This window comes from Paenibacillus sp. yr247, assembly GCF_900103825.1.
Classification (GTDB): domain Bacteria; phylum Bacillota; class Bacilli; order Paenibacillales; family NBRC-103111; genus Paenibacillus_E.
The window spans coordinates 1-19,609 of the sequence record NZ_FNIF01000021.1; the positions used below are offsets into that span (position 1 = coordinate 1).

Annotated in this window: 17 protein-coding genes and 2 pseudogenes; 17 read left to right on the plus strand and 2 right to left on the minus strand. The window is 43.1% G+C overall.

The annotated features are described in order from the left end of the window. From BLT91_RS30905 to BLT91_RS31880, 4 genes and pseudogenes are all read left to right on the plus strand, one after another. A pseudogene (locus tag BLT91_RS30905) lies at nt 1-170 on the plus strand (IS5/IS1182 family transposase); the annotation flags it as partial. A 120-nt stretch (nt 171-290) separates the two neighbouring features. Continuing rightward, a complete protein-coding gene (locus BLT91_RS33985; RefSeq protein ID WP_368086849.1) occupies nt 291-452 on the plus strand; it encodes a DUF6886 family protein in 162 nt (53 codons plus the stop codon). A gap of 315 nt (nt 453-767) precedes the next feature. Further along, a complete protein-coding gene (locus BLT91_RS23500) occupies nt 768-1,628 on the plus strand; it encodes a phosphotransferase (protein ID WP_090825483.1) in 861 nt (286 codons plus the stop codon). Between the two features lie 33 nt (nt 1,629-1,661). Further along, nucleotides 1,662-2,054 (plus strand): hypothetical protein, encoded by a 393-nt coding sequence (locus tag BLT91_RS31880; RefSeq protein WP_090825485.1) that lies wholly within the window; start codon nt 1,662-1,664, stop codon nt 2,052-2,054. Nucleotides 2,055-2,081: 27 nt separating this feature from the next. On the opposite strand, the gene BLT91_RS23510 is transcribed toward BLT91_RS31880, so the two are convergent. Then, complete coding sequence (locus tag BLT91_RS23510) at nt 2,082-2,318, minus strand: hypothetical protein (protein ID WP_090825487.1); 237 nt, start codon at nt 2,316-2,318, stop codon at nt 2,082-2,084. A gap of 618 nt (nt 2,319-2,936) precedes the next feature. Here BLT91_RS23510 and BLT91_RS23515 point away from each other — a divergent pair. The 6 genes from BLT91_RS23515 to BLT91_RS23540 all read left to right on the plus strand — a co-directional run bounded on the left by BLT91_RS23515 (nt 2,937) and on the right by BLT91_RS23540 (nt 8,857). Next, complete coding sequence (locus tag BLT91_RS23515) at nt 2,937-3,860, plus strand: ketopantoate reductase family protein (RefSeq protein WP_090825489.1); 924 nt, start codon at nt 2,937-2,939, stop codon at nt 3,858-3,860. Between the two features lie 29 nt (nt 3,861-3,889). After that, nucleotides 3,890-4,480 carry a Rossmann-fold NAD(P)-binding domain-containing protein gene (locus BLT91_RS23520; RefSeq protein ID WP_254777099.1) on the plus strand — a complete coding sequence of 197 codons (591 nt, stop codon included), beginning with the start codon at nt 3,890-3,892 and terminating at the stop codon, nt 4,478-4,480. A 338-nt stretch (nt 4,481-4,818) separates the two neighbouring features. Next, a complete protein-coding gene (locus BLT91_RS23525; protein ID WP_090825491.1) occupies nt 4,819-6,063 on the plus strand; it encodes an acyltransferase family protein in 1,245 nt (414 codons plus the stop codon). A gap of 248 nt (nt 6,064-6,311) precedes the next feature. Then, nucleotides 6,312-7,070, plus strand: a complete 759-nt coding sequence (locus BLT91_RS23530) for a DUF3891 family protein (RefSeq protein ID WP_090825493.1) — start codon at nt 6,312-6,314, stop codon at nt 7,068-7,070. A 219-nt stretch (nt 7,071-7,289) separates the two neighbouring features. Next, nucleotides 7,290-7,850, plus strand: a complete 561-nt coding sequence (locus BLT91_RS23535) for a cupin domain-containing protein (RefSeq protein WP_090825620.1) — start codon at nt 7,290-7,292, stop codon at nt 7,848-7,850. Between the two features lie 257 nt (nt 7,851-8,107). Then, nucleotides 8,108-8,857 carry a C40 family peptidase gene (locus BLT91_RS23540; RefSeq protein ID WP_254777100.1) on the plus strand — a complete coding sequence of 250 codons (750 nt, stop codon included), beginning with the start codon at nt 8,108-8,110 and terminating at the stop codon, nt 8,855-8,857. 576 nt (nt 8,858-9,433) lie between these two features. Here the strand turns inward: BLT91_RS23540 and BLT91_RS23545 are convergent. Further along, nucleotides 9,434-9,868: an SRPBCC family protein gene (locus BLT91_RS23545; RefSeq protein WP_090825497.1), complete on the minus strand. Its 435-nt coding sequence runs from the start codon at nt 9,866-9,868 to the stop codon at nt 9,434-9,436. A 167-nt stretch (nt 9,869-10,035) separates the two neighbouring features. Between BLT91_RS23545 and BLT91_RS33090 the strand changes: the two are divergent. The 7 genes and pseudogenes from BLT91_RS33090 to BLT91_RS23580 all read left to right on the plus strand — a co-directional run. Next, nucleotides 10,036-10,125 (plus strand): annotated as a pseudogene (locus tag BLT91_RS33090) (GNAT family N-acetyltransferase); the annotation flags it as partial. Between the two features lie 135 nt (nt 10,126-10,260). Next, the gene (locus BLT91_RS23555; RefSeq protein WP_090825499.1) at nt 10,261-12,702 is read left to right on the plus strand and encodes a beta-propeller domain-containing protein; all 2,442 of its coding nucleotides are present in this window, start codon (nt 10,261-10,263) and stop codon (nt 12,700-12,702) included. A gap of 314 nt (nt 12,703-13,016) precedes the next feature. Next, complete coding sequence (hppD, locus tag BLT91_RS23560; RefSeq protein ID WP_090825501.1) at nt 13,017-14,132, plus strand: 4-hydroxyphenylpyruvate dioxygenase; 1,116 nt, start codon at nt 13,017-13,019, stop codon at nt 14,130-14,132. Nucleotides 14,133-14,170: 38 nt separating this feature from the next. After that, complete coding sequence (locus tag BLT91_RS23565; RefSeq protein WP_254777101.1) at nt 14,171-15,124, plus strand: hypothetical protein; 954 nt, start codon at nt 14,171-14,173, stop codon at nt 15,122-15,124. Nucleotides 15,125-15,128: 4 nt separating this feature from the next. Next, entirely contained in the window at nt 15,129-16,394 is a 1,266-nt protein-coding gene (fahA, locus tag BLT91_RS23570; RefSeq protein WP_090825503.1) for a fumarylacetoacetase, read from the plus strand. 48 nt (nt 16,395-16,442) lie between these two features. Further along, nucleotides 16,443-17,600: a homogentisate 1,2-dioxygenase gene (locus BLT91_RS23575; RefSeq protein ID WP_090825505.1), complete on the plus strand. Its 1,158-nt coding sequence runs from the start codon at nt 16,443-16,445 to the stop codon at nt 17,598-17,600. Between the two features lie 49 nt (nt 17,601-17,649). After that, nucleotides 17,650-19,371 carry an aromatic amino acid hydroxylase gene (locus tag BLT91_RS23580; protein ID WP_090825507.1) on the plus strand — a complete coding sequence of 574 codons (1,722 nt, stop codon included), beginning with the start codon at nt 17,650-17,652 and terminating at the stop codon, nt 19,369-19,371. Nucleotides 19,372-19,609 lie beyond the last annotated feature (238 nt).

Below are 19,609 nucleotides of genomic sequence, written 5' to 3' on the forward strand. Positions count from 1 at the left end.
TTAGAGAAAAGTCGAAGCAACGTTACAAGATAGAAGCGAAAAATAGTGAATTAAAACATAGGCACGGGTTGGATGTAGCGGCATCCTCGGGTCTAATCGGCATGGAGATACAAGCAGCCATTGCAATATTTGCAGTAAATTTGAAGCGAATATTGAAATTGAATGATTAAAATCCAACAAATAAAGATGTAAGAGATAAGAAAAAGACGGCTCAAGCCCATTGAAAAATGGAAATGAGTCGTCTTTTTGTGTAGAGAATTTAGGGATCCTGAAAAACAGTGAGTTCTTCAGTGGCCTCGGTTGAACCCCTCAATAACCTCGTAGATAGACTGATAAATCTAAACATTGAAGTGAGATTTACCCCAAACTTATATCCACTGAGAAATGCTATTTTAAGCTCATCTGTAAAAGATTTCGGCATACACAGATTTGCTAATGCCAAGTGCATTTAAAAGATTATATCTGTATCATCCTATGACTCGTCTAGTTCGATTTACGAATAGTACTTCTCACTTGCTTAATAACTTTTTCCACCATGAGCCAGAGTGGATGTCCACAGGTGCAACCACACTTCATCAAAGTATTGTCAAACTCTAAGAAACGTGAGTATTTAAGAGGAAAGTGATTATCTTGAGTAAGTTATGCTCAATAATTTAATGTGATGGCAGGTAAAAGACATATAAATATTTAAATTATACAGACATTACAGCGAAATGAGCAAAAGCTAGAGTAACATCCAGCCCAATACGAGAGAGGTGAGTTGACTTATGTACCGACATCATATATTCGAATTATTGCTGCACGACGACGACGAACTAGCAGAAGTCCTTGGCAGCTCTGTGTTGGAGCGAGCCACGATTCACGAGTGGCCCCTATCGTGCGTCCAACGCGTTCGAACCGCCAATGGTAGCAGCTACATCTACAAGGTGCAGGCCCCGCCGACACTTGAGGTTAACTTTTACGCTCGGGCTCGATCGGAGCTCTTGGTGCCTGTGCGCGTACTCGAGGAAAAAGGCAGGACTACTGCGATGATAATGGAGGATGTCGACGCGCCGCGGTTGAACGACATTCGCCTGGAGGAAACAGAGATCCTTGCTATTGCCACAAATCTAGTGGAACAGATCGCGGAGATAGGCGGAGAGTTGCCGGCCATGGTGGACATCTGTACAGAAGACCGTTGGGCCGCTTATATCGAACTTGCCCTCGATGATATACTTGCTTTGATCAGTGAGGGTAGTTTTCACCAGGTGGATCTCGAACTAGTAAACTGCCTCATTCGATGGAGTGAAACCCCATCGTTGATGAACGCGTTCGATTCGCCGACAGGATACGTCCATGCTGATCTTAAAGCTGAAAATGTCTTGGTAACACCCAAGGGTTACCGAGTCCTTGACTGGCAGCGTCCTATTCGGGGCCCTGTATCGCTGGATAGTGCTACTCTACTGATTTCATTGGGAATTGATCCAACGCGGCACGTCTCTATAGGGATCGTTCAATTATACCACTTCCTTCATATCGCTTGGTTCGCGCAGGCAGCCAGGAAGTGGCTCCCCCAAGGCAAGCCGTGGTTCGATGGAATTATTAAAGGCATCAGCGGCGAGCTCGCGCGTTTGCAACAGGAGGTTTAAGCCCGCTCTTGAGGGCGCCATGAGGGACCCGCGGTGCCCGGGTATGATAAACCGAGAAGTAAGCGAAAGCTCCCGGCCTTTATTCCGCTAACGGGTCTGCATTCAAAAAAACCTCCAAGTGATCTTGAAGGCTTACGCGCCATTGCTGGTTATAGGGTGACTCTTTTGAAATTCGGAAACGGCTTGTCCGCTTCAGGTAGCGACGAAAGGCTTACCATCTCGGCAACTTTTATCATGTTTTCCCAAACCGGCCGTATTTTCGGGGATGTATGCGCTTTGTCCTTGGCTTCCTCGGACAACCACTCGAATATTTCAATCAGCGTAAGTATATCAGATTGTTTTCATCGATCCAAAACTGGTGTACTTGTTTGTCTACGAAACTTCGTCAAAACGCAAAAAGGCCCTGGAATGAAGGAGCTGTCGTAGCAGCTCCTTCAAAGGACTTTAATTTATCTAATTATCATTTTCAAAAAATAATAGTCCACCGATACCCAATACAAGTAAGGTAAGAAGGAAACCTATAAATAAGAAGCCTAAGCCTCCAACGAGAACCAATGCCTTCGGAAAAATAACTAAAGTGATCAGTCCAAGTACGATGAAGAAAAGTATAGATTTAAAAGTAATCCTAATTAATTTCCAAATGAAAATTGCAATAACGATTCCAATGATAATATGTGTCAAATGATGCATAAGTGTTACTCCCTTCCTTACTTTCAAGCCCAACAAGCTGCCTCTGTACGAGTAAGTTTAATCATCCTTCGTTTTTTTGAGTACTAATTAGACAGAACTAGGTAGATATTTGAGGGTAGCTCGATGGAATGAAGTTTTTATATTTTTCGGGCTCAAATGACATAATTCCGACGTGAGTTTTTGGTATTATATTAGGCTTTTGACGATGTTTCAATGTAAACCATGTACACAAAATTCGGTCTTTTGTTATGATTTCAAAATACCATTATATTCTATTGAAAAGCAAGCTAGGAAAGAGTGTCTAGATCTTGGTGAACTAAGTGCAGTGAAAAATCGGCTCTTTTGAGTACACAGCTATCATCATCTAAAATATCAAAATCTAAATTATTTGCTGCCTCGATTATTTCCAGGTCTTTGTTGCTAAGCAAAAACTCCATTGTTAATCCCATTAAAACTGAAATTCTGTATTCTAGTGTCATAACCCTTTTTTTTATCTTAAGTGCCTCAAAGTCATAAAGACTCTAACCATTTCTTTTAATATACTCTCATTGAATGGCAAAGGGAAATAAAACATAGGATCGAATTATAGAATAAAGAGTAATGGAAAGGATGACAAAAATGAAAATTACTGTGATTGGTGCAGGTGCAGTTGGTGGATACTTTGGTGCAAGGATGATGGAAGCAGCGATTGATGTAACCTTTTTGGTAAGGGAAAAGCGGGCTGAACAACTTCAAAAAACGGGCTTAAGAATTCACAGCAATTTCGGGGAGACACATTTACAGAATCTTCAGTTAGCTACTCATCCTGATGATATTAAAGCATGCGATCTTGTGATAGTTGCAGTAAAAAACTATCAGTTACCAAACGCTATAGACTCAATTCGCCCTTTGGTCGCAAAAGGAGCCAAAGTATTGCCTTTGTTGAATGGGATCGAGCATTATGCCGTGCTAAAAGAGGCTTTAGGTGTGGATGCAGTGATGGGCGGAATGTGCCAGATTATAGCAACTCTGAATGAGAGCGGTGAAATTGTTCAGACTGGTCCGGTACATGACTTATTCGTTGGTCCTTTGGAGCTGGGACAAGAGAATCTTGGCAAATTATTGAGAGAAGCATGTGCTGGAGCAAACATGAGCGTTACTTATCGAGAAGATATTTTAGCGCAAATTTGGCAAAAGTATGCGTTTATAACTTCGTTTTCTGGGGTTACTACTGCTTCCCGCCTTCCAATTGGGGAATTGCTTGCTTGTGATGCTGCTAAAAGAGTATTCCACAATGCACTTTCTGAGATGTCCGCTTTGGCTGAGTCCAAAGAAGTAACTTTACCCAAGGGATTTGCTGATTACATATTAGCAATGATGAATAAGTTACCGAAAGAATCTACATCCTCTATGCATCAAGACTTGATAAAAGGATTACCCCTTGAAGTCGAGAGTCTACAGGGAGGAGCACTTCGAATGGCAGCACAATCCGAAATAAACTTACCAACAATTTCTACAATATACGGGTTGATCAAACCGTTTGAACACGGGAGTATATTGTAAGAGTGAACTATGATTAAATATCAATTGCTATGCTATTGATCCGCGAACAGGTCGATATAACAATCGTCACAAGGGGGTACACTCCCGATTCGTTTGGCAACTCTGTAAAGCGGCTACAGGCAGATCGTACCGATCAAGTTGCACTACGCGATGTACTAGGCTCCTCGACGTTTGATGTCGTTTATGACAACATTTGCTACACGCCACAAGAGGCAGAGGATGCAGTGCTATTGTTTGAAGGACGCACAGGTAAATACATCGTAACTTCATCGCTTAGTGTCTATCCATTCGGAGAATCTCCCAAAAAAGAAAGCGATTTTGACCCGTACATCTATCCTCTTCGAGAATCTTATCCGCCGAAGGGAGATTACGCGGAAGGAAAACGGATAGTCGAAGCGGTTATGTTTAAAAAATCTCCATTTGCGGTAGCAGCAGTTCGTTTTCCAATCGTTTTAGGGCACGATGATTATACTCGGCGACTTCATTTTCATGTTGAGCATGTACAACAAGGGATACCCCTCGGAATACCGAACCTAAATGCGCGAATGTCGTTCATCAGCTCTGATGAGCGGCCTCTTTTCTCGCCTGGCTCGGTAATTCCAATCTGGAAGGACCGGTAAACGCCTGTTCTCATGGGGAACTATCCCCTGGACAAATCATATCACTTATAATGCAGGCAACAGGCAGGCAAGTGAACATTCTCAACGAGACTGAAGAAGTACATATGTCACCATTCGATATCCCCCAGCCATGGTATATGGATACAACAAAAGTAAAAGTAGCCATTCGTTCCAACAGTTGAACGAATGGCTACCGAATTTAATCAGGGAGATTGTTAAACAAACAATATGACTTTTCTAATATCACCATGAATCACTATAGGTTAGACTTTACATTAGAAGGGAATACACGTGTAATTTTGTGTTGCCAAGTCTCTTTAAAGGAGAGTAAATAGACGATGAACAATAACGGGAATCATTTGTACTCTCATTTGAGTGGGGCCGACGGTATGAGGGCACTGGCATGCTTGGCCGTGATCTTTCACCACATCGCTCAACGCTTGGCGATGCAGCAGCAGCCCGGGTGGGTTCGAGAAATACAGTCTTTGATGCTTGCGGGCAATGCGGGTGTGAGCGTGTTTTTCGTGTTAAGTGGATTTTTATTGTCTTATCCTTTCTGGCGGAACTACTTAGGCCAGAAGGGTCTCCCCGATATAAGACACTATTTATTCCGCCGTGCGGCGCGGATAGTACCCGGTTATTACTTGGTCTTTCTCGTGTGCATGACTCTTGTGCTTCTGCTTGAAATTCCTAGTGAACATTTCTGGCTGCGTGTCACCGCCGGGTTAACCTTCACATCCGCTTTTCACTATGTCACGTTCTTTCCTTCCGATGTCAACGGTCCCCTTTGGTCAATTGGGTTTGAAGTTTTTTGCTATGCCCTGATGCCTCTCTTCATGGCGGGCCTGTTCGTGATGGGCAAGAAACGTTCTTTTCCTAAATCAATGGGATACTGGATCATAGTGCTACTCTTCATTTTCGCGTTAAATCAGTTGGCCCATTATTTACTCACTCCCGGTAATGACCAGCGGGGTTGGCAATATGGGTTGATCGGGGGGGCCAAGTATTGGATGCCAAACTACAACCCGATTGGTTTCTTTGGACACTTCGCGGTAGGGATTCTTGCTGCAGGGGTCACAACAAGATTGCAACTGCCGTCGGTCAAGATCACCAAATTCGAGCGTGCAGGTGGTTTTGATTTCTTGGGAGTTGCCGGTCTGTTGTTCTCGTTCCTCTTGCTTTGGATTTTACGCAAATCGCCGGAGTTTAGTGTGAGCTGGCAGAACCAGCCTTACTTTTTTCCGTACTTTGCCATTCTTATTTCAATTCCATTGGTAACAGCGCCTCATTCGATCTTCTTGCGAAAGTTGCTCGATAATGTGTTCTTCAGATTTACCGCAAAGGTATCTTTTGGCCTGTATCTCTGGCACCATTTGATCATCACGATCACGGCCATGTACTGGGCCAAGGATTATCAATACATGGGTATCGCCAACCTTGAACGATGGGCAACCCTTTCAATGACAATTTTCGGCCTATCTTATATCGTTGCGTTGATATCTTATTACCTAATTGAGAAACCCGTGTTGGACTGGGCCCAGACCCGAGGGAAAAGGCAGTTGATACCTATTCAGCCTGATTAAAGAACAAAGTTTAAAAGGTCGGTGTAATTGCTACTTCTGACTTGTGCGGAGACCCATAGTGGTATTTCAAAGTGCTCGAGTAAGCATTATTGAATTATCTGGGATAAAAAGATCAATAAGTGAGAGCCAGGTGAATTGAGGTATATGATGAGGGGAACAACAACTCACTGCCGGTGGTACGTTCTTGATAAATCGACATCTGTTCGACGTTATGAGTATTGTAGATCTAAAACTAGGAAGTGATTATTTTGATAATTCGTGAAAGAAAAGATGAATTTGTTATGATACAGCAACATGATCATGCTTCTATTTCTGGTGATATAGCAAAGAATTTACGGAAAGAATTCTTTAGGAATAGCAATATCGAAGAAGTAATAATAGCTGCCTATGAGCATGATCGTAGCTGGATTGCATTGGATGATACAGCAATCTGGAATGATCAGACACATGTTCCTTACTCGTTTATGGATTATCCCTTTTTACCTAAACTAGCGCTCTATAAATTAGGGCTAGATGAAATCGAAAAGATAAGTAAGTATGCATGTTTACTATGTAGTTTACATTATTCATCCTTTTTTAAAAATTGGTTACAACCTGAATGTTTAGCCTTTATAGAGAGAGAAAACTTACGGCAGAAGAGCATTTTAGATTTAATAAATGTAAACGAAGAAACAATATCAATACATCTAAAAATATTACAATTTTGTGATCGCTTATCGCTGTATGTTTGTTTGAATGAGCCAGGAGTTGAAAAGAATGGAGAACATTCTTGGTATAGAGAAGGAATTAGTCACTCAGAGTTCTTTAATAATAAAGGAAAAAACCTAATATTTACTAAATGGATTGATGAAGAGCAAATTAATGTTAGTAATTTTCCTTTCGATAAAGAGTTTCAAACAAGGCTGAGATACAAGACTGTTTCTAAAGAATTAATAGAAAATCACGGGATTAATCATGCTTACAAAAAAGTAGATTTCAAGGATCATTCAATAAGATTTTGCAAGTGAATTTCACTAACGAAGAACTATAGGTGCTGGAGCTGAATTGATGCAGCTCCTTTTTTGATTTCATTGAAGCAACAGGCAGAACCCTGCGGGCGACTCCTAATAATTGGCATAGCAGCATCGTGAGATAAACCCTTAAAAACTAGGGATGGGATACGTTAATTCAGGATGTCGGGCGACAAGAACATATACGCTTTATATATCTGGAAGGGAATGAGCAAAATGGACTATGTTGGATATATGTATCCAAATCCATACTACGTTAACATACCAATTTATAACTATGTTAGACAGCCTATGTACTGGGCGTTTCCACAAGAAATAGAGCATACAACCCTATTTGGTCATCGGCAGTCATCAAACATGGAAAGCAGAATTGAGTTAAAAGATTTTGGAAGAGCACCATTTGTTGTGAATATTAACGAGGCTACAAAGCAAAACAGTACATTTCGCACTACCATATGGACAGGAAAAAACTTACAAGTTACTGTGATGAGTATCAATGTTGGAGAAGACATCGGATTAGAAGTTCACCCCACAGTTGATCAGTTCTTGCGTATTGAAGAGGGGCAAGGTATAGTTCGCATGGGTGATACTAAAGATAATTTAAATTTTGAAAAAAGAGTTTATGATGATTATGCAATCATGGTACCTGCTGGTAAATGGCATAATTTAATAAACACGGGCAATAAACCACTTAAACTTTATTCTATTTATGCCCCGCCTGAGCATCCATTTGGTACGGTTCATAAAACGAAAGCAGACGCAATTGCTGCTGAGTAAAACCATATACTTGCAGTCATTCTCAGTAAAGATAATATGGTACTGTTACTAATTGAACTCACTTAGCTAACGAAAAAAGATAGTTAAACATCAGAGACGGGCAGGAATGCGTGGTGGTTGAACTTTAATCGTCAACAGCTGGCTAAAATTACCATATGGCTAAAGGCTTCTCTATGAACAATTTCGTGCATAAGATTCATCATGGGACAGCCGTACAACGGTAAAAGCCCAAATACATGCACATGGAAGGAGTTCTCATGAAGAAAGTTTTGATCTTTTGGATAATGGTGTTGTCACTGTTGATCGGTACAAGCTCGGCTTACGCAGAAACATCCCAATTAACAACCATTGTAGAGAACGTGGAGGTCGGATACACCTATGAAATCGGTGTGAACGTAAACGAAACGGGGATCAATTTTCGTTCAGGCCCGGAAACGCAATTCGATCGTATCCGTTATTTTGCTCCAGGAGAAGAATTCAGAGTCATAGAACGTGTAACCGGAACAACTTGGGCGAAGGTAAAAGATGCAGCTGGCATTGTTGGCTTTGTAACTACCCAACCACAATATACACTCTTTCGAACGGTAAAAGTTGTCCCCGCTTGGGAAGTAAAGGCGGAAGCGATCATTGCTACTGGAAAAGAATACCTCGGCGTTCCTTATAAATTTGGCGCTGAGTACGAGAATGATGGACTTTTTGATTGTTCATCCTTTATGCAATACATTTTTGGTAAACACGGTATTGCTTTACCCCGGACTTCAAAATCGCAAAGCCAAATAGGAATAACAGTTTCCTTTGAAAACGCTCGCAAAGGTGACCTGATTTTCTTTGATGTGGTTTCCAGTCGGGAGGGTATAGACCATGTAGGGCTCTATATGGGCAAGGACGATCAGGGGCAGGAAATCATGATTCATTCAAACCCAAGCGGTAAAGGCGTGAATATCAAGGTTCTTGATCCATTGTGGAAGGGCCGTGTAGTCAAGGTGCAGCGAATAATTCAACCCTAGATGATTGGTTTTTGATGAATTATTCTAACGGGGTGAACTACAGTACACCAATGAAGAGAAGGCAGTCGGGGGGACTTTTAAGAGGGTAGGAAGCCGAAATACGTGGCACATGAACTGCGAAAAAGATGGCTATCGATTCCGGAATTTGGTTGCGAAGTTGTGCCAGGGTCTTCTCCAGCATGGAGGAAACCGATTCTTTTCGGGTCACCGCGTAAATCGCGGTTTTTTTGTTTTATGGATTAAGTTGTTGTCACCGCCAATTGACAAGAACTTTTTCCCATTCCCGATACCCTAGTGGCATGAAATGCTTCGACTAACGTACTACGATTTTAGAATTGTGTTATGATGGAAATTTCATATCTCTGCTCTTGAAATATTTTGATGATCGGCTGCTTCCAGGAAGCTCCTTATTGCTTCATTGAAGAACGGGGCAGAATAACACAATACTGTGTTTAATTTGCCTAAATGGTTCACCGTTTACGATTTTATTTTATTCACAAAAAAACCTTCCGAAAGGAAGGTTTAATAATGGTTTCAATAATTAATATTCAACCTGCATGTCCGATTAATTTTATCCTAATCTTGTTTAGAAATTTCACTATATTTTTTAAAATTGTCTAGAAACGCCTGCCAGCCTGCTATTTGCTGCTCAATGGAATGGGTTGCTTCTGATTCAAAATCTTCAATTACCTTAGTGTCGTTTACTTGATTAATAAAAGTGACCGTAACTTTTCTTCCATCTCCAAGAGTGTAAGAAATAAATTCGTTTATTCTCACTTCATCATAAACTCCACCAAAATCAAATCCAAAGCTTCCATCCTTCGCTTCCATTCTTGTAAGAAATTTTCCGCCAACCCTTAAATCATTTTCAGCATTTGGTGCATGCCAGTCATCAGAAGCAAAAGACCATTTCGTTATATGCTGCGGTTCTGTCCAATATTCCCACACTTTTTCAACTGGTGCATGAACTGTGGTTTCTACCGTTATTGTTACTTTATCACCTGTTTCCATTATGATTACCGCCTCACTATATTAAAATTAGATTTATTGAAAATTATACCACGAAACTAACTCTAAACGATAGCTTCATAGTATTGTATTACCAAGGCTTGACCATATTTTGAACATAAGGCTCTTTCTTTTGATGAGTATCTAAAAGAAAAGAAAAACATAATTAAGGAGGGAAAGTTATAGGAACGGTTAGTTACTACTGGAAACATCAACCTTCAAATTGGCTTGAAATAGGGATTGGTATATATGAACCTCGCTGAAAGTCATATCCCTTAAGAAGTTTCAGCAGTAAGTGCATCTCCTGCATTACATCTATGCAACATTTCATCCAGTCTGCACGTTAAAGCATATAGAAAAAAATGTAATGGAAAATTTTATAGGAGGAATGCGCGTTGAAAAAATGGTTACTACCCGCTTTGCTCATCGCCGTACTGCTGGTCACTTTTCTCCCGCTCACAGCGACAACCGGCACGTCTGCAACGAGTGAGAATGAACCGACTGTAAATATCTCCCTCTTTGGCGAGCCGATGAAAGTAGAACGTCCCCCGATTCTCGTCGACGGCGTCACTCTTGTTCCGCTCCGCAACATCGCAGAGGCGCTTGGCGCCGAACTCAAATGGCATTCAGGTGATCAAACGATTGAGATGAAGAAAGGCTCAACACATCTACAGCTCGCGATTGGTTCGGAGTCCGCCCAGAAGAACGGCCAGCTCATCACCCTTGAGACAGCCCCTCGTCTCGTCGGCAGCTACACGATGGTACCAGCCAGGTTTATCAGCGAATCATTCGACATGCTTGTCACATGGGACAGTGCAACCAACAATGTGAACATCAACCACCTGCAAGAGCTCCCGCTGGTCGGCTCGCTTGACAATCTTCGTACGCTGCTTGAAAAAGCGCAGGGTACACAAGGCAGCATATATCCACAAGCGGTCACAGCCGACACCGCAATAGCAGTAAAAAGCGCGGTACCAAGCGCGTCGACCGGTGCTACAGTGCAGAACGAAGCGAAAGCCACGGCAGACTACTCCACTACCAACACGCAAGTGGCTGGAGTAAACGAATCCGATGTCGTCAAGACCGACGGAACGTACATTTACCAAGTAAACCGAGAGCAGCAGAAGGTGCTCATTTCCAAGGCGTATCCGTCTACAGAAATGAAGTTAGTCAGCATGCTGGATTACAAAGATTTCAGTCCAAACGAACTGTATGTCGATGATAAATATTTGATCGTAATCGGCAATACGTTCCAACGCAGCAACAATCCGCTGACTCCGTCTGTATCGTCATCAACTGCAGCCGTACCCAACACTGACCTAGAGAAAAAAAGGATGATTTATCCCGGCTACTCCCGGCAATCGGTCAAGGCGTATATTTACGACATCGCAGATAAAGCGAATCCGAAGCAAGTACGCGATCTGGAGCTAGACGGATCTTACGTTTCATCGCGTAAAATCGGCTCCTCGTTGTACTTGATTGCGAATGAATACGTCGGCATGTACCATATTATGAAGCAGAACGCTTTGGAATCGGGAACGGCCGGTCAAGGCCAACAAGGACAAGGCGTAACTCCGAACGTCCCGGGTTACAAAGATTCCGCGGTGTCTCAGGACTTCCAAACGATCGATTACAAAGACATTCGCTATTTCCCGAATTCCGCCCAAAGCAACTATATGCTGGTCGCCGGGCTTGATTTAAACAAGATCGGTCAAGGCATGAATGTCTCTGCCTATCTAGTCTCCGGACATAATGTGTATGCTTCCGACCAAAACTTGTTCGTAGCTGTTACCAAATACACGCCTGTCCAAATCGATCCGTTGGCGGCTCAAGACGGAAGTGCTTCGGCCGACCGTATGCTCATTTATCCGACATATGAGCCGAACACGTCGGTGTATAAATTTAAGCTCGATCAGGGCGCTGCCAAATTTGTCGCACAGGGCGAAGTGCCCGGAACGGTGCTGAATCAGTTCTCGATGGATGAGCATAACGGACATTTCCGGATTGCCACGACCAAGGGCCATATGTGGGCAACCAGTGAAAAAGATATACCCAAGAACAACGTCTACATTCTCAACGAGGCGATGCAGCAGACCGGCAAGCTGGAAGACATCGCCCCTGGAGAGCGCATTTACTCGGCACGCTTCTTGGGTAACCGCGCATACATGGTCACTTTCAAGAATGTCGATCCGCTGTTCGCACTGGACTTGAGCAACCCGTCCGCTCCGAAAATATTGGGCGCTTTGAAAATTCCGGGCTACAGCGACTACTTGCACCCGTATGATGAGAACCATCTAATCGGCTTCGGCAAAGATACGATCGAGACTGCACTCAAAGGCGGACAGGGTATCCCCGACCGGACAACCGCTTTCTATCTCGGCATGAAGGTGTCCCTATTCGACGTCACCGACGTTTCGCATCCGGTGGAAAAGTTCAAGGAAGTGATCGGCGATCGTGGCACCGAGTCCGACTTGCTGCACAATCAGAAGGCGCTGCTATTCTCCAGGGAGAACAATTTGCTAGCCTTCCCGGTGCGGGTCATGGAAGTAAAGGGCAACAAGACCGACCTGAATGGAATGCCGGCTTACGGCCAATTCAGCTTCCAAGGTGCCTACGTGTACAATCTCGATCTGCAAAACGGATTCAAGCTGAAAGGGAAAATCACGCATATGACCGAAGATGAGCGGCTCAAAGCCGGCAATAACTGGTTCGATAGCAAACGTAGCGTAGAGCGGATTTTGTACATCAAGGACACCTTGTACACACTGTCTCCCAGCATGATTAAGACGAACGAGATGCTTACGCTTAAAGAAAAAGACAGCTTGCTGCTGCCGTAATAGGTACTCACTGGGGAGAAACAAGAGAAATTAAAATATGTAAGTTCGTTTTAGGTTGCGTCAAAAGTGAGATTGCTCACTTTCGGGGCAGCTTTTTTATTTGTTAAAGATCCAAAACGTAGAAGTTTGTCTTTGTCATCTTGAACGATAAATTCATATGCTTTAGAAGGACGAAAAATGGCATTTTAACAGGTTAAAGCGGATGTGCGTCGATACGTGTATACTTTGTCGTATGTTTTTGCAGGATTTTTTGAATCGCACTATACTCAAAGTAAAGAAAAAGGATATTATTCCCAAGGAGGCTGTAATAAATTATGAAAAAGGAAGTTTTGAACAAAAACAATGAGCAGCAGGACTTCTTCCCGATTCATGACTTTGATTATGTCGAATTTTATGTAGGGAATGCCAAGCAAACAAGTTACTTTTTGAGCAGAGCTTTTGGATTCAAGATTGTTGCTTATGCAGGGTTGGAAACCGGACAGCGGGACAGAGTTTCTTATGTGCTGGAACAAAAGAAAACCCGGTTTGTCGTGTCCGGTTCGTTGAAAGATGATCATCCGATCAGCAATTTTGTGAAAAAGCATGGCGAAGGAGTAAAAGACATTGCACTTCGTGTAGAAGACGTTGAAAAGGCTTACATGGAGGCTATCTCCAGAGGGGCTATACCGATTCAGGAGCCGCAAGTTTTAACAGATGAAAACGGTATAGTTATAAAAGCAATTATAGGAACTTACGGCGATACGGTTCATACGCTTGTTGAAAGAAAGAATTACAAAGGGATTTTTATGCCTGGTTATCATCAGGTTGATCATGTGATTCCTTATGAGGAAGCGGGCCTGATTGGCGTCGATCATGTTGTTGGAAATGTGGAACAGATGGAAGAGTGGGTTTCCTATTACGAGAACGTCATGGGATTTACACAGATGATCCACTTTGATGAAAAAGATATCAGTACGGAATACTCAGCGCTCATGTCGAAAGTCATGCATAACGGGGGCCGAATTAAATTTCCTCTGAACGAACCGGCAACCGGAAAGCGCAAATCACAGATTGAAGAGTTTCTTGAATTTTATAATGGCGCGGGCGTTCAGCATGTAGCGATCTTAACAAACGATATTTTGCATACAGTGCAAAAGCTTCGCTCTAACGGCGTAGAATTTCTTGACACTCCGGATGCTTACTATGAAATGCTCGCCGGTCGGGTAGGTAAGATCGATGAAGATATTCAAAAGCTTCACGAAAATAAGATTCTGGTTGATCGTGATGAAGAAGGCTATTTATTGCAAATTTTTACAAAGCCTGTTGTAGACCGTCCTACTTTATTCTTTGAGATCATTCAACGCAAAGGATCGAGAGGCTTTGGCGAAGGTAATTTCAAAGCATTGTTTGAATCGATTGAAAGAGAGCAGGCCCGTCGTGGGAATCTATAGTCTTGATATTTAGTTGCAGATGGAAGGAGGCGCGAAGAGTGTATCCGAGCGTTCGGCATTTCATGGAGAAGCTAATTGATTATGCAGGACTTTTTCCTCCGGCAAAGCTGCCGATTGAAGCAGCAATCCGGAATTATCAGGCTTATAGTCTCGATCAAGATAGTTGGATGTTAGGCAAATTTATCATCCCTGTCTCCCGGTTGCACGAGCTAGTCCCTTATTTGTCATTGTTTTCGAAAGATCATCCGCTCATGCTTTCGGTCATTGGAGATCGAAGCCACGAAGCCGATGAATGTATGGAGCTGTTGACAGGGAGTTTCGAGAAGATTCAAGCGTTTAAGGATCAATATCAAGCAGCAGCCCGGATTGATGTGCTCGAATTGCCGCTGCCACCGATTCCCTTAAAAGCTCATCTTCTGAATGCGATCGAAAGAGGGACATCCAAGCTAGGGTTACAGACATTTTGCGAATTGACGTATGCGTTAAACTCGAATTGGGAAACCAGAATGGTTGCTGTTTTGAATGAAATTGCTGCATATAATGAAACATGGGGATCAAGGCTTGGTATAAAACTAAGAACCGGAGGCGTTACGTCCGAAGCATTTCCTTCAGCTAATCAGGTTGCCCTTGTTCTGGCATGGTGCAGAGACAGAGATATCCCTCTTAAATTTACAGCAGGGCTGCATCATCCTGTTCGCATGTACCGCAATGAAGTAAATACGAAGATGCATGGATTTCTTAATGTGTTTTTTGCGGGATTACTGGCTAACTCGCACAAGTTGGAGATTCAGAAAATCGCGGAAATTATTGAAGACGAGCACCCGGAAAGTTTCAAATTTTCAAGTGACGGCTTGCATTGGAGGCATCTCTCTATGACTTCTTGTGAAATCCAGGCCTATCGCAATGAGGGATTAAGCTCTTATGGGAGCTGCAGCTTCGACGAACCGCGTGACGAGATGCGAGAATTTCAATTACTGGAGCAGAGGAGTTAATCGCATGGTCCGTTCTTTTATTGAAGTAGAGCCGGATTCGCATTTTCCTATACAAAACCTGCCATATGGAGTATTCCGTCCCCATAAAGGCGGACAACCGCGAATCGGCGTTGCGATCGGGAATTATGTGCTGGATCTGGCCGTGTTAGACACCGCCGGCTGTTTTGAGAAGACGGCAGTGTCTGGTAGAAACATTTTTAGTCAACCGTCGTTGAATGCGTTAATGTCTTTTAGCCGTCCAGTTTGGAAGGAGCTTCGTTCAACCATTGGGCGGCTGCTGGATGTGGAAGAACCGGCATTACGTGATAATGAAGAACTACGAGCCACAGCCATGTATCTTCAAAACGATGTAGAGTTGCTGCTGCCTGTAGAGATTGGCGATTATACGGACTTCTACGCTTCAAAAGATCATGCAACTAATGTTGGCAGCATGTTCCGTGGCAAGGAGAATGCACTTATGCCGAATTGGCTGCATCTGCCAGTAGGTTATCATGGGAGGGCCAGCTCCGTAGTTATAAGCGGATCGGATATTCGTCGCCCGCAAGGACAGATGAAGCCGCCGGACTCGGCTGCGCCTATCTTCGGATCAAGCCGTCAGCTGGACTTCGAATTGGAAGTGGGCTGTCTGATAGGAACAGGAAATGAACAAGGGCTGCCGGTCTCGATTGAAAAAGCCGAAGATTATATTTTTGGGCTTGTACTTGTGAACGATTGGAGTGCGCGGGATATCCAATCTTGGGAATACCAGCCGTTAGGACCATTCCTGGCTAAAAATTTCGCTACCTCCATATCGCCATGGGTCGTGCCTCTTGAAGCATTGGAACCATTCCGCGTTCCTGCTCCGAAACAGGATCCAGAACCGCTTCCCTATTTGCGGCAAAGCACTCCGGGTTCTTTCAATATCCAGTTAGAGGTTTATTTGCAAAGCGAATCCATGAAGCGACCGGACCGTATCTCAGCCAGCAACTTCAGCTATTTGTATTGGACGATGGCACAGCAGATCGCTCATCATACGATAGGAGGCTGCAATTTACGACCCGGCGATTTGTTGGCTTCCGGAACGATTAGCGGCCCTGAGAAGGAATCGCGAGGCAGCATGTTGGAATTGACTTGGCGCGGTAGTGAGCCGCTGCAATTGATCAATGGCGATGAACGTGTTTGGTTGGAGGATGGCGACTGTTTAACGATGACCGGTTGGTGTCAAGGAGATGGCTACAGAGTCGGCTTCGGAGAGGTGATCGGTCGTGTGCTGCCGGCCATTCTAAGCTGATGCTTACGAAGCAAGTTTTCTTACGAAAACTCTTAGGAGGAAGGTAACATGCCTTTTTATCACCGTATGGGTGAAGTTCCCAAGAAAAGACATACGCAGTTCAGGAAACAAGACGGTTCTTTGTACCGGGAGCAAGTCATGGGTACGAAAGGTTTTTCGGGCATACAGTCTATTCTTTATCATCATTCCGCTCCGACGGACATCGTTAAGTCCGATATCTACGCTCCCTTCATGCTAGAGTTCGAAGAGCAAGGAGCGTTAACATGCAGACACTTCCTGGCCGGACAGTACGTAGATACGGGAGATGCGATAAACGGCAGGCATTATATGCTTGGAAATGAAGATATTTTAATATCCGTTTCCAATCCGACGCAAACCATGGATTATTATTATCGCAACGGGGAAGGGGATGAATTGCTGTTTGTTCATAGGGGGACGGGGAAAGTTGAGTCTATGTTTGGCACACTAAGCTACCGTCCAGGAGATTACATCGTCATTCCTGTGGGCACGATTTATCGAATCGTTCCGGACCCGGGTGAATCTAAATTTTTGAACGTAGAAACAAATAGTTGGATAAGCACGCCAAAGCGTTACAGGAACGAGCATGGGCAGCTCCTAGAGCATAGCCCTTTCTGTGAGAGAGATATTCGGCTCCCTGAAACATTGGAAATCCATACCGATGCTGGCGAACATGAGGTTAGAACCAAAACCAGAGGGCATTTGCACTCCCATATCTACAACAATCATCCATTTAATGTAGTAGGTTGGGATGGCTATTTATACCCTTATATTTTCAACATTGAAGATTTTGAACCGATTACAGGTCGAATTCACATGCCGCCGCCGATTCACCAAACGTTTGAAGGGAATAACTTTGTCGTCTGCTCGTTTGTTCCGAGATTGTTTGATTACCATCCGGAATCCATTCCGTCTCCGTATTATCATAGCAATGTGGATAGTGATGAAGTGCTCTACTATGTTGAAGGCAATTTTATGAGCCGCAAAGGCGTTAAGGAAGGCTCGATTACCTTGCATCCGTCAGGGATTCCTCATGGACCTCATCCTGGGAAAATTGAAGCGAGCATCGGTAAAAAAGAGACTTTAGAGTTAGCGGTTATGATTGATACCTTCCGTCCTTTACGTGTGGTGAAAAGAGCTGCACAATTAGAGGATCAAAATTATCCTTACAGCTGGGTTCAAAAATAGCCAGGAAGCCGCAGGAAATTGGACACTGTCTAGAAGAGGGGTTGATGAAATGAAAATGATTCCGACTCATTTAAAACCATTTGTAACAGAGCAACATTATGATAGGTACACACCCATTGATCATGCCGTTTGGCGTTATGTCATGCGTCAAAATCATCATGTCTTACATGATAAAGCTCACTCTGCATTTGTAGACGGACTATTACAGTCAGGTATTGAAACGGAGAAAATACCTCGTGTGTCAGCGATGAATGAGTGTCTTTCGAAAATTGGATGGGGCGCGGTTATTGTAAATGGACTTATCCCAGGCTCAGTTTTTTATGAACTGCTGGCCAACGGAATTTTACCTATCGCAACAGAAATCAGAAAATTAACTAACATTGAATACACGCCTGCCCCGGACATTATACATGAAGCGGCAGGGCATGCGCCAATTTTGTTTGATCCGGAATATAGGTCGTATGTGCAAGAAATCGGCTCGATTGGCGCAAAAGCTTTTTCCATGAAGGAAAGACGAGAAGTATTCGAGGCGCTTCGGCAATTAACGATCGTCATGGAGGATCCAAAATCAACGGCTGAAGAAAAAGCGGTTGCCCAAAAATTACTTGAGGAAAAACAAAATGCGATCATCGGATTGTCGGAAGCAGAGAAAGTATCCCGTTTATTCTGGGCTACGGTTGAATATGGACTAATAGGGGACATGAATAATCCGAAAATTTACGGCGCCGGTTTATTGTCTTCCGTTGGAGAAAGCAAGCATTGCTTTACAGATGCGGTAGAGAAATTGCCGTACTCCGTTGAAGCGTGTATTGAGAGCCCAAAACCTGTGACAGAGATGCAATCTCAATTATTTGTGTGTAAAAGCTTTGAAGAATTAATGGAAGGCGCCCAATCTTTAACGAATACAATGGCATTCCGAGTTGGCGGAACAGAAAGTTTAGAGAAAGCGCTGCGCTCGAGAAATGTTGCCACCTTCGAATTCAATTCCGGCATCAGCGTAACGGGTATCGTCCATGCTCTTGTAAAGGATAAGAACGGTGAAGCGATCTATGTGAACACAACAGGTGAAACAGCTCTTACGGTTAATAGCCAACAATTGAAAGGACATGGAAAAGACTATCATGCCAAAGGATTTGGTACTCCAATTGGTATGCTGCAAGGCAATATTGCATTAGAAGCGTGCTGTGATCAAGATCTTAAAAATTTGGGTATGGTTGAAGGGAACTTCGTTGATATCTTGTTCGTTAGCGGTATAAGCGTGTCTGGACGAATTATAAGTATCATCAAAAATAATCAAAACGTAATCTTAATTTCATTCGAGGATTGTACGGTAACGTTGGATGGAAATGAGCTATTTAAGAAGGAATGGGGCACTTATGATATGGCAGTTGGATCGCGAATTGTTTCAGCATATCCTGGTGCAGCTGACCCTGCTTCCTACTTTAGTGCAACCATTCAGCAAGCTGAATCTATGAAAGAGCCGCCTTCTACTCTAACCGAATTAGAAATTCTATATCAGAAAGTTGCAACAATAAGAGAGAAAAACACCTTCCCTGATGAATGTATTCAAGAGCTTTGTGACATCAATAATGAACTTAATCGTTCTTATCCCAATGATTGGCTATTACGTTTAGAGTTACTTGAATTAGCTGCGTCTAAACTTGAATTGAAACAATTGGAATTACCGATTAAAGAAGAATTGAATGAGTTAAGTAAGGCGGCAGCTTTTACTAACCTAATAAAAAATGGTTTCTCAATAATTTATGTGTAAGCAAAAATGAGACGATGAACTATAGCTCAATAAACATGCTAACGGGCAGGAAAGTAGGACACATTGGATAATAGTGAAATTTTAGCAACGTATCTTTATCGGCATATTGAATAAAAGGCTGTCCCTTAGGAGCATCGTAATTAATCATCAAAATTTATGATCAAAAAAGCGATCTGTGGTTATTATTAATCACCTGATCGCTTTTTCAATAATGGGGGTTGTCTATCGACTGAAGCCT

Coding starts and splice junctions, on each gene's coding strand:
- BLT91_RS23520 (WP_254777099.1), top strand. CDS start 3,890: ATGCTATTGATCCGCGAACAGGTCGATATAACAATCGTCACAAGGGGG.
- BLT91_RS23535 (WP_090825620.1), top strand. CDS start 7,290: ATGGACTATGTTGGATATATGTATCCAAATCCATACTACGTTAACATA.
- BLT91_RS23510 (WP_090825487.1), bottom strand. CDS start 2,318: ATGCATCATTTGACACATATTATCATTGGAATCGTTATTGCAATTTTC.
- hppD (WP_090825501.1), top strand. CDS start 13,017: ATGAAAAAGGAAGTTTTGAACAAAAACAATGAGCAGCAGGACTTCTTC.
- BLT91_RS23525 (WP_090825491.1), top strand. CDS start 4,819: ATGAACAATAACGGGAATCATTTGTACTCTCATTTGAGTGGGGCCGAC.
- BLT91_RS23580 (WP_090825507.1), top strand. CDS start 17,650: ATGAAAATGATTCCGACTCATTTAAAACCATTTGTAACAGAGCAACAT.
- BLT91_RS23515 (WP_090825489.1), top strand. CDS start 2,937: ATGAAAATTACTGTGATTGGTGCAGGTGCAGTTGGTGGATACTTTGGT.
- BLT91_RS23545 (WP_090825497.1), bottom strand. CDS start 9,868: ATGGAAACAGGTGATAAAGTAACAATAACGGTAGAAACCACAGTTCAT.
- fahA (WP_090825503.1), top strand. CDS start 15,129: ATGGTCCGTTCTTTTATTGAAGTAGAGCCGGATTCGCATTTTCCTATA.
- BLT91_RS23575 (WP_090825505.1), top strand. CDS start 16,443: ATGCCTTTTTATCACCGTATGGGTGAAGTTCCCAAGAAAAGACATACG.
- BLT91_RS23500 (WP_090825483.1), top strand. CDS start 768: ATGTACCGACATCATATATTCGAATTATTGCTGCACGACGACGACGAA.
- BLT91_RS23540 (WP_254777100.1), top strand. CDS start 8,108: ATGAAGAAAGTTTTGATCTTTTGGATAATGGTGTTGTCACTGTTGATC.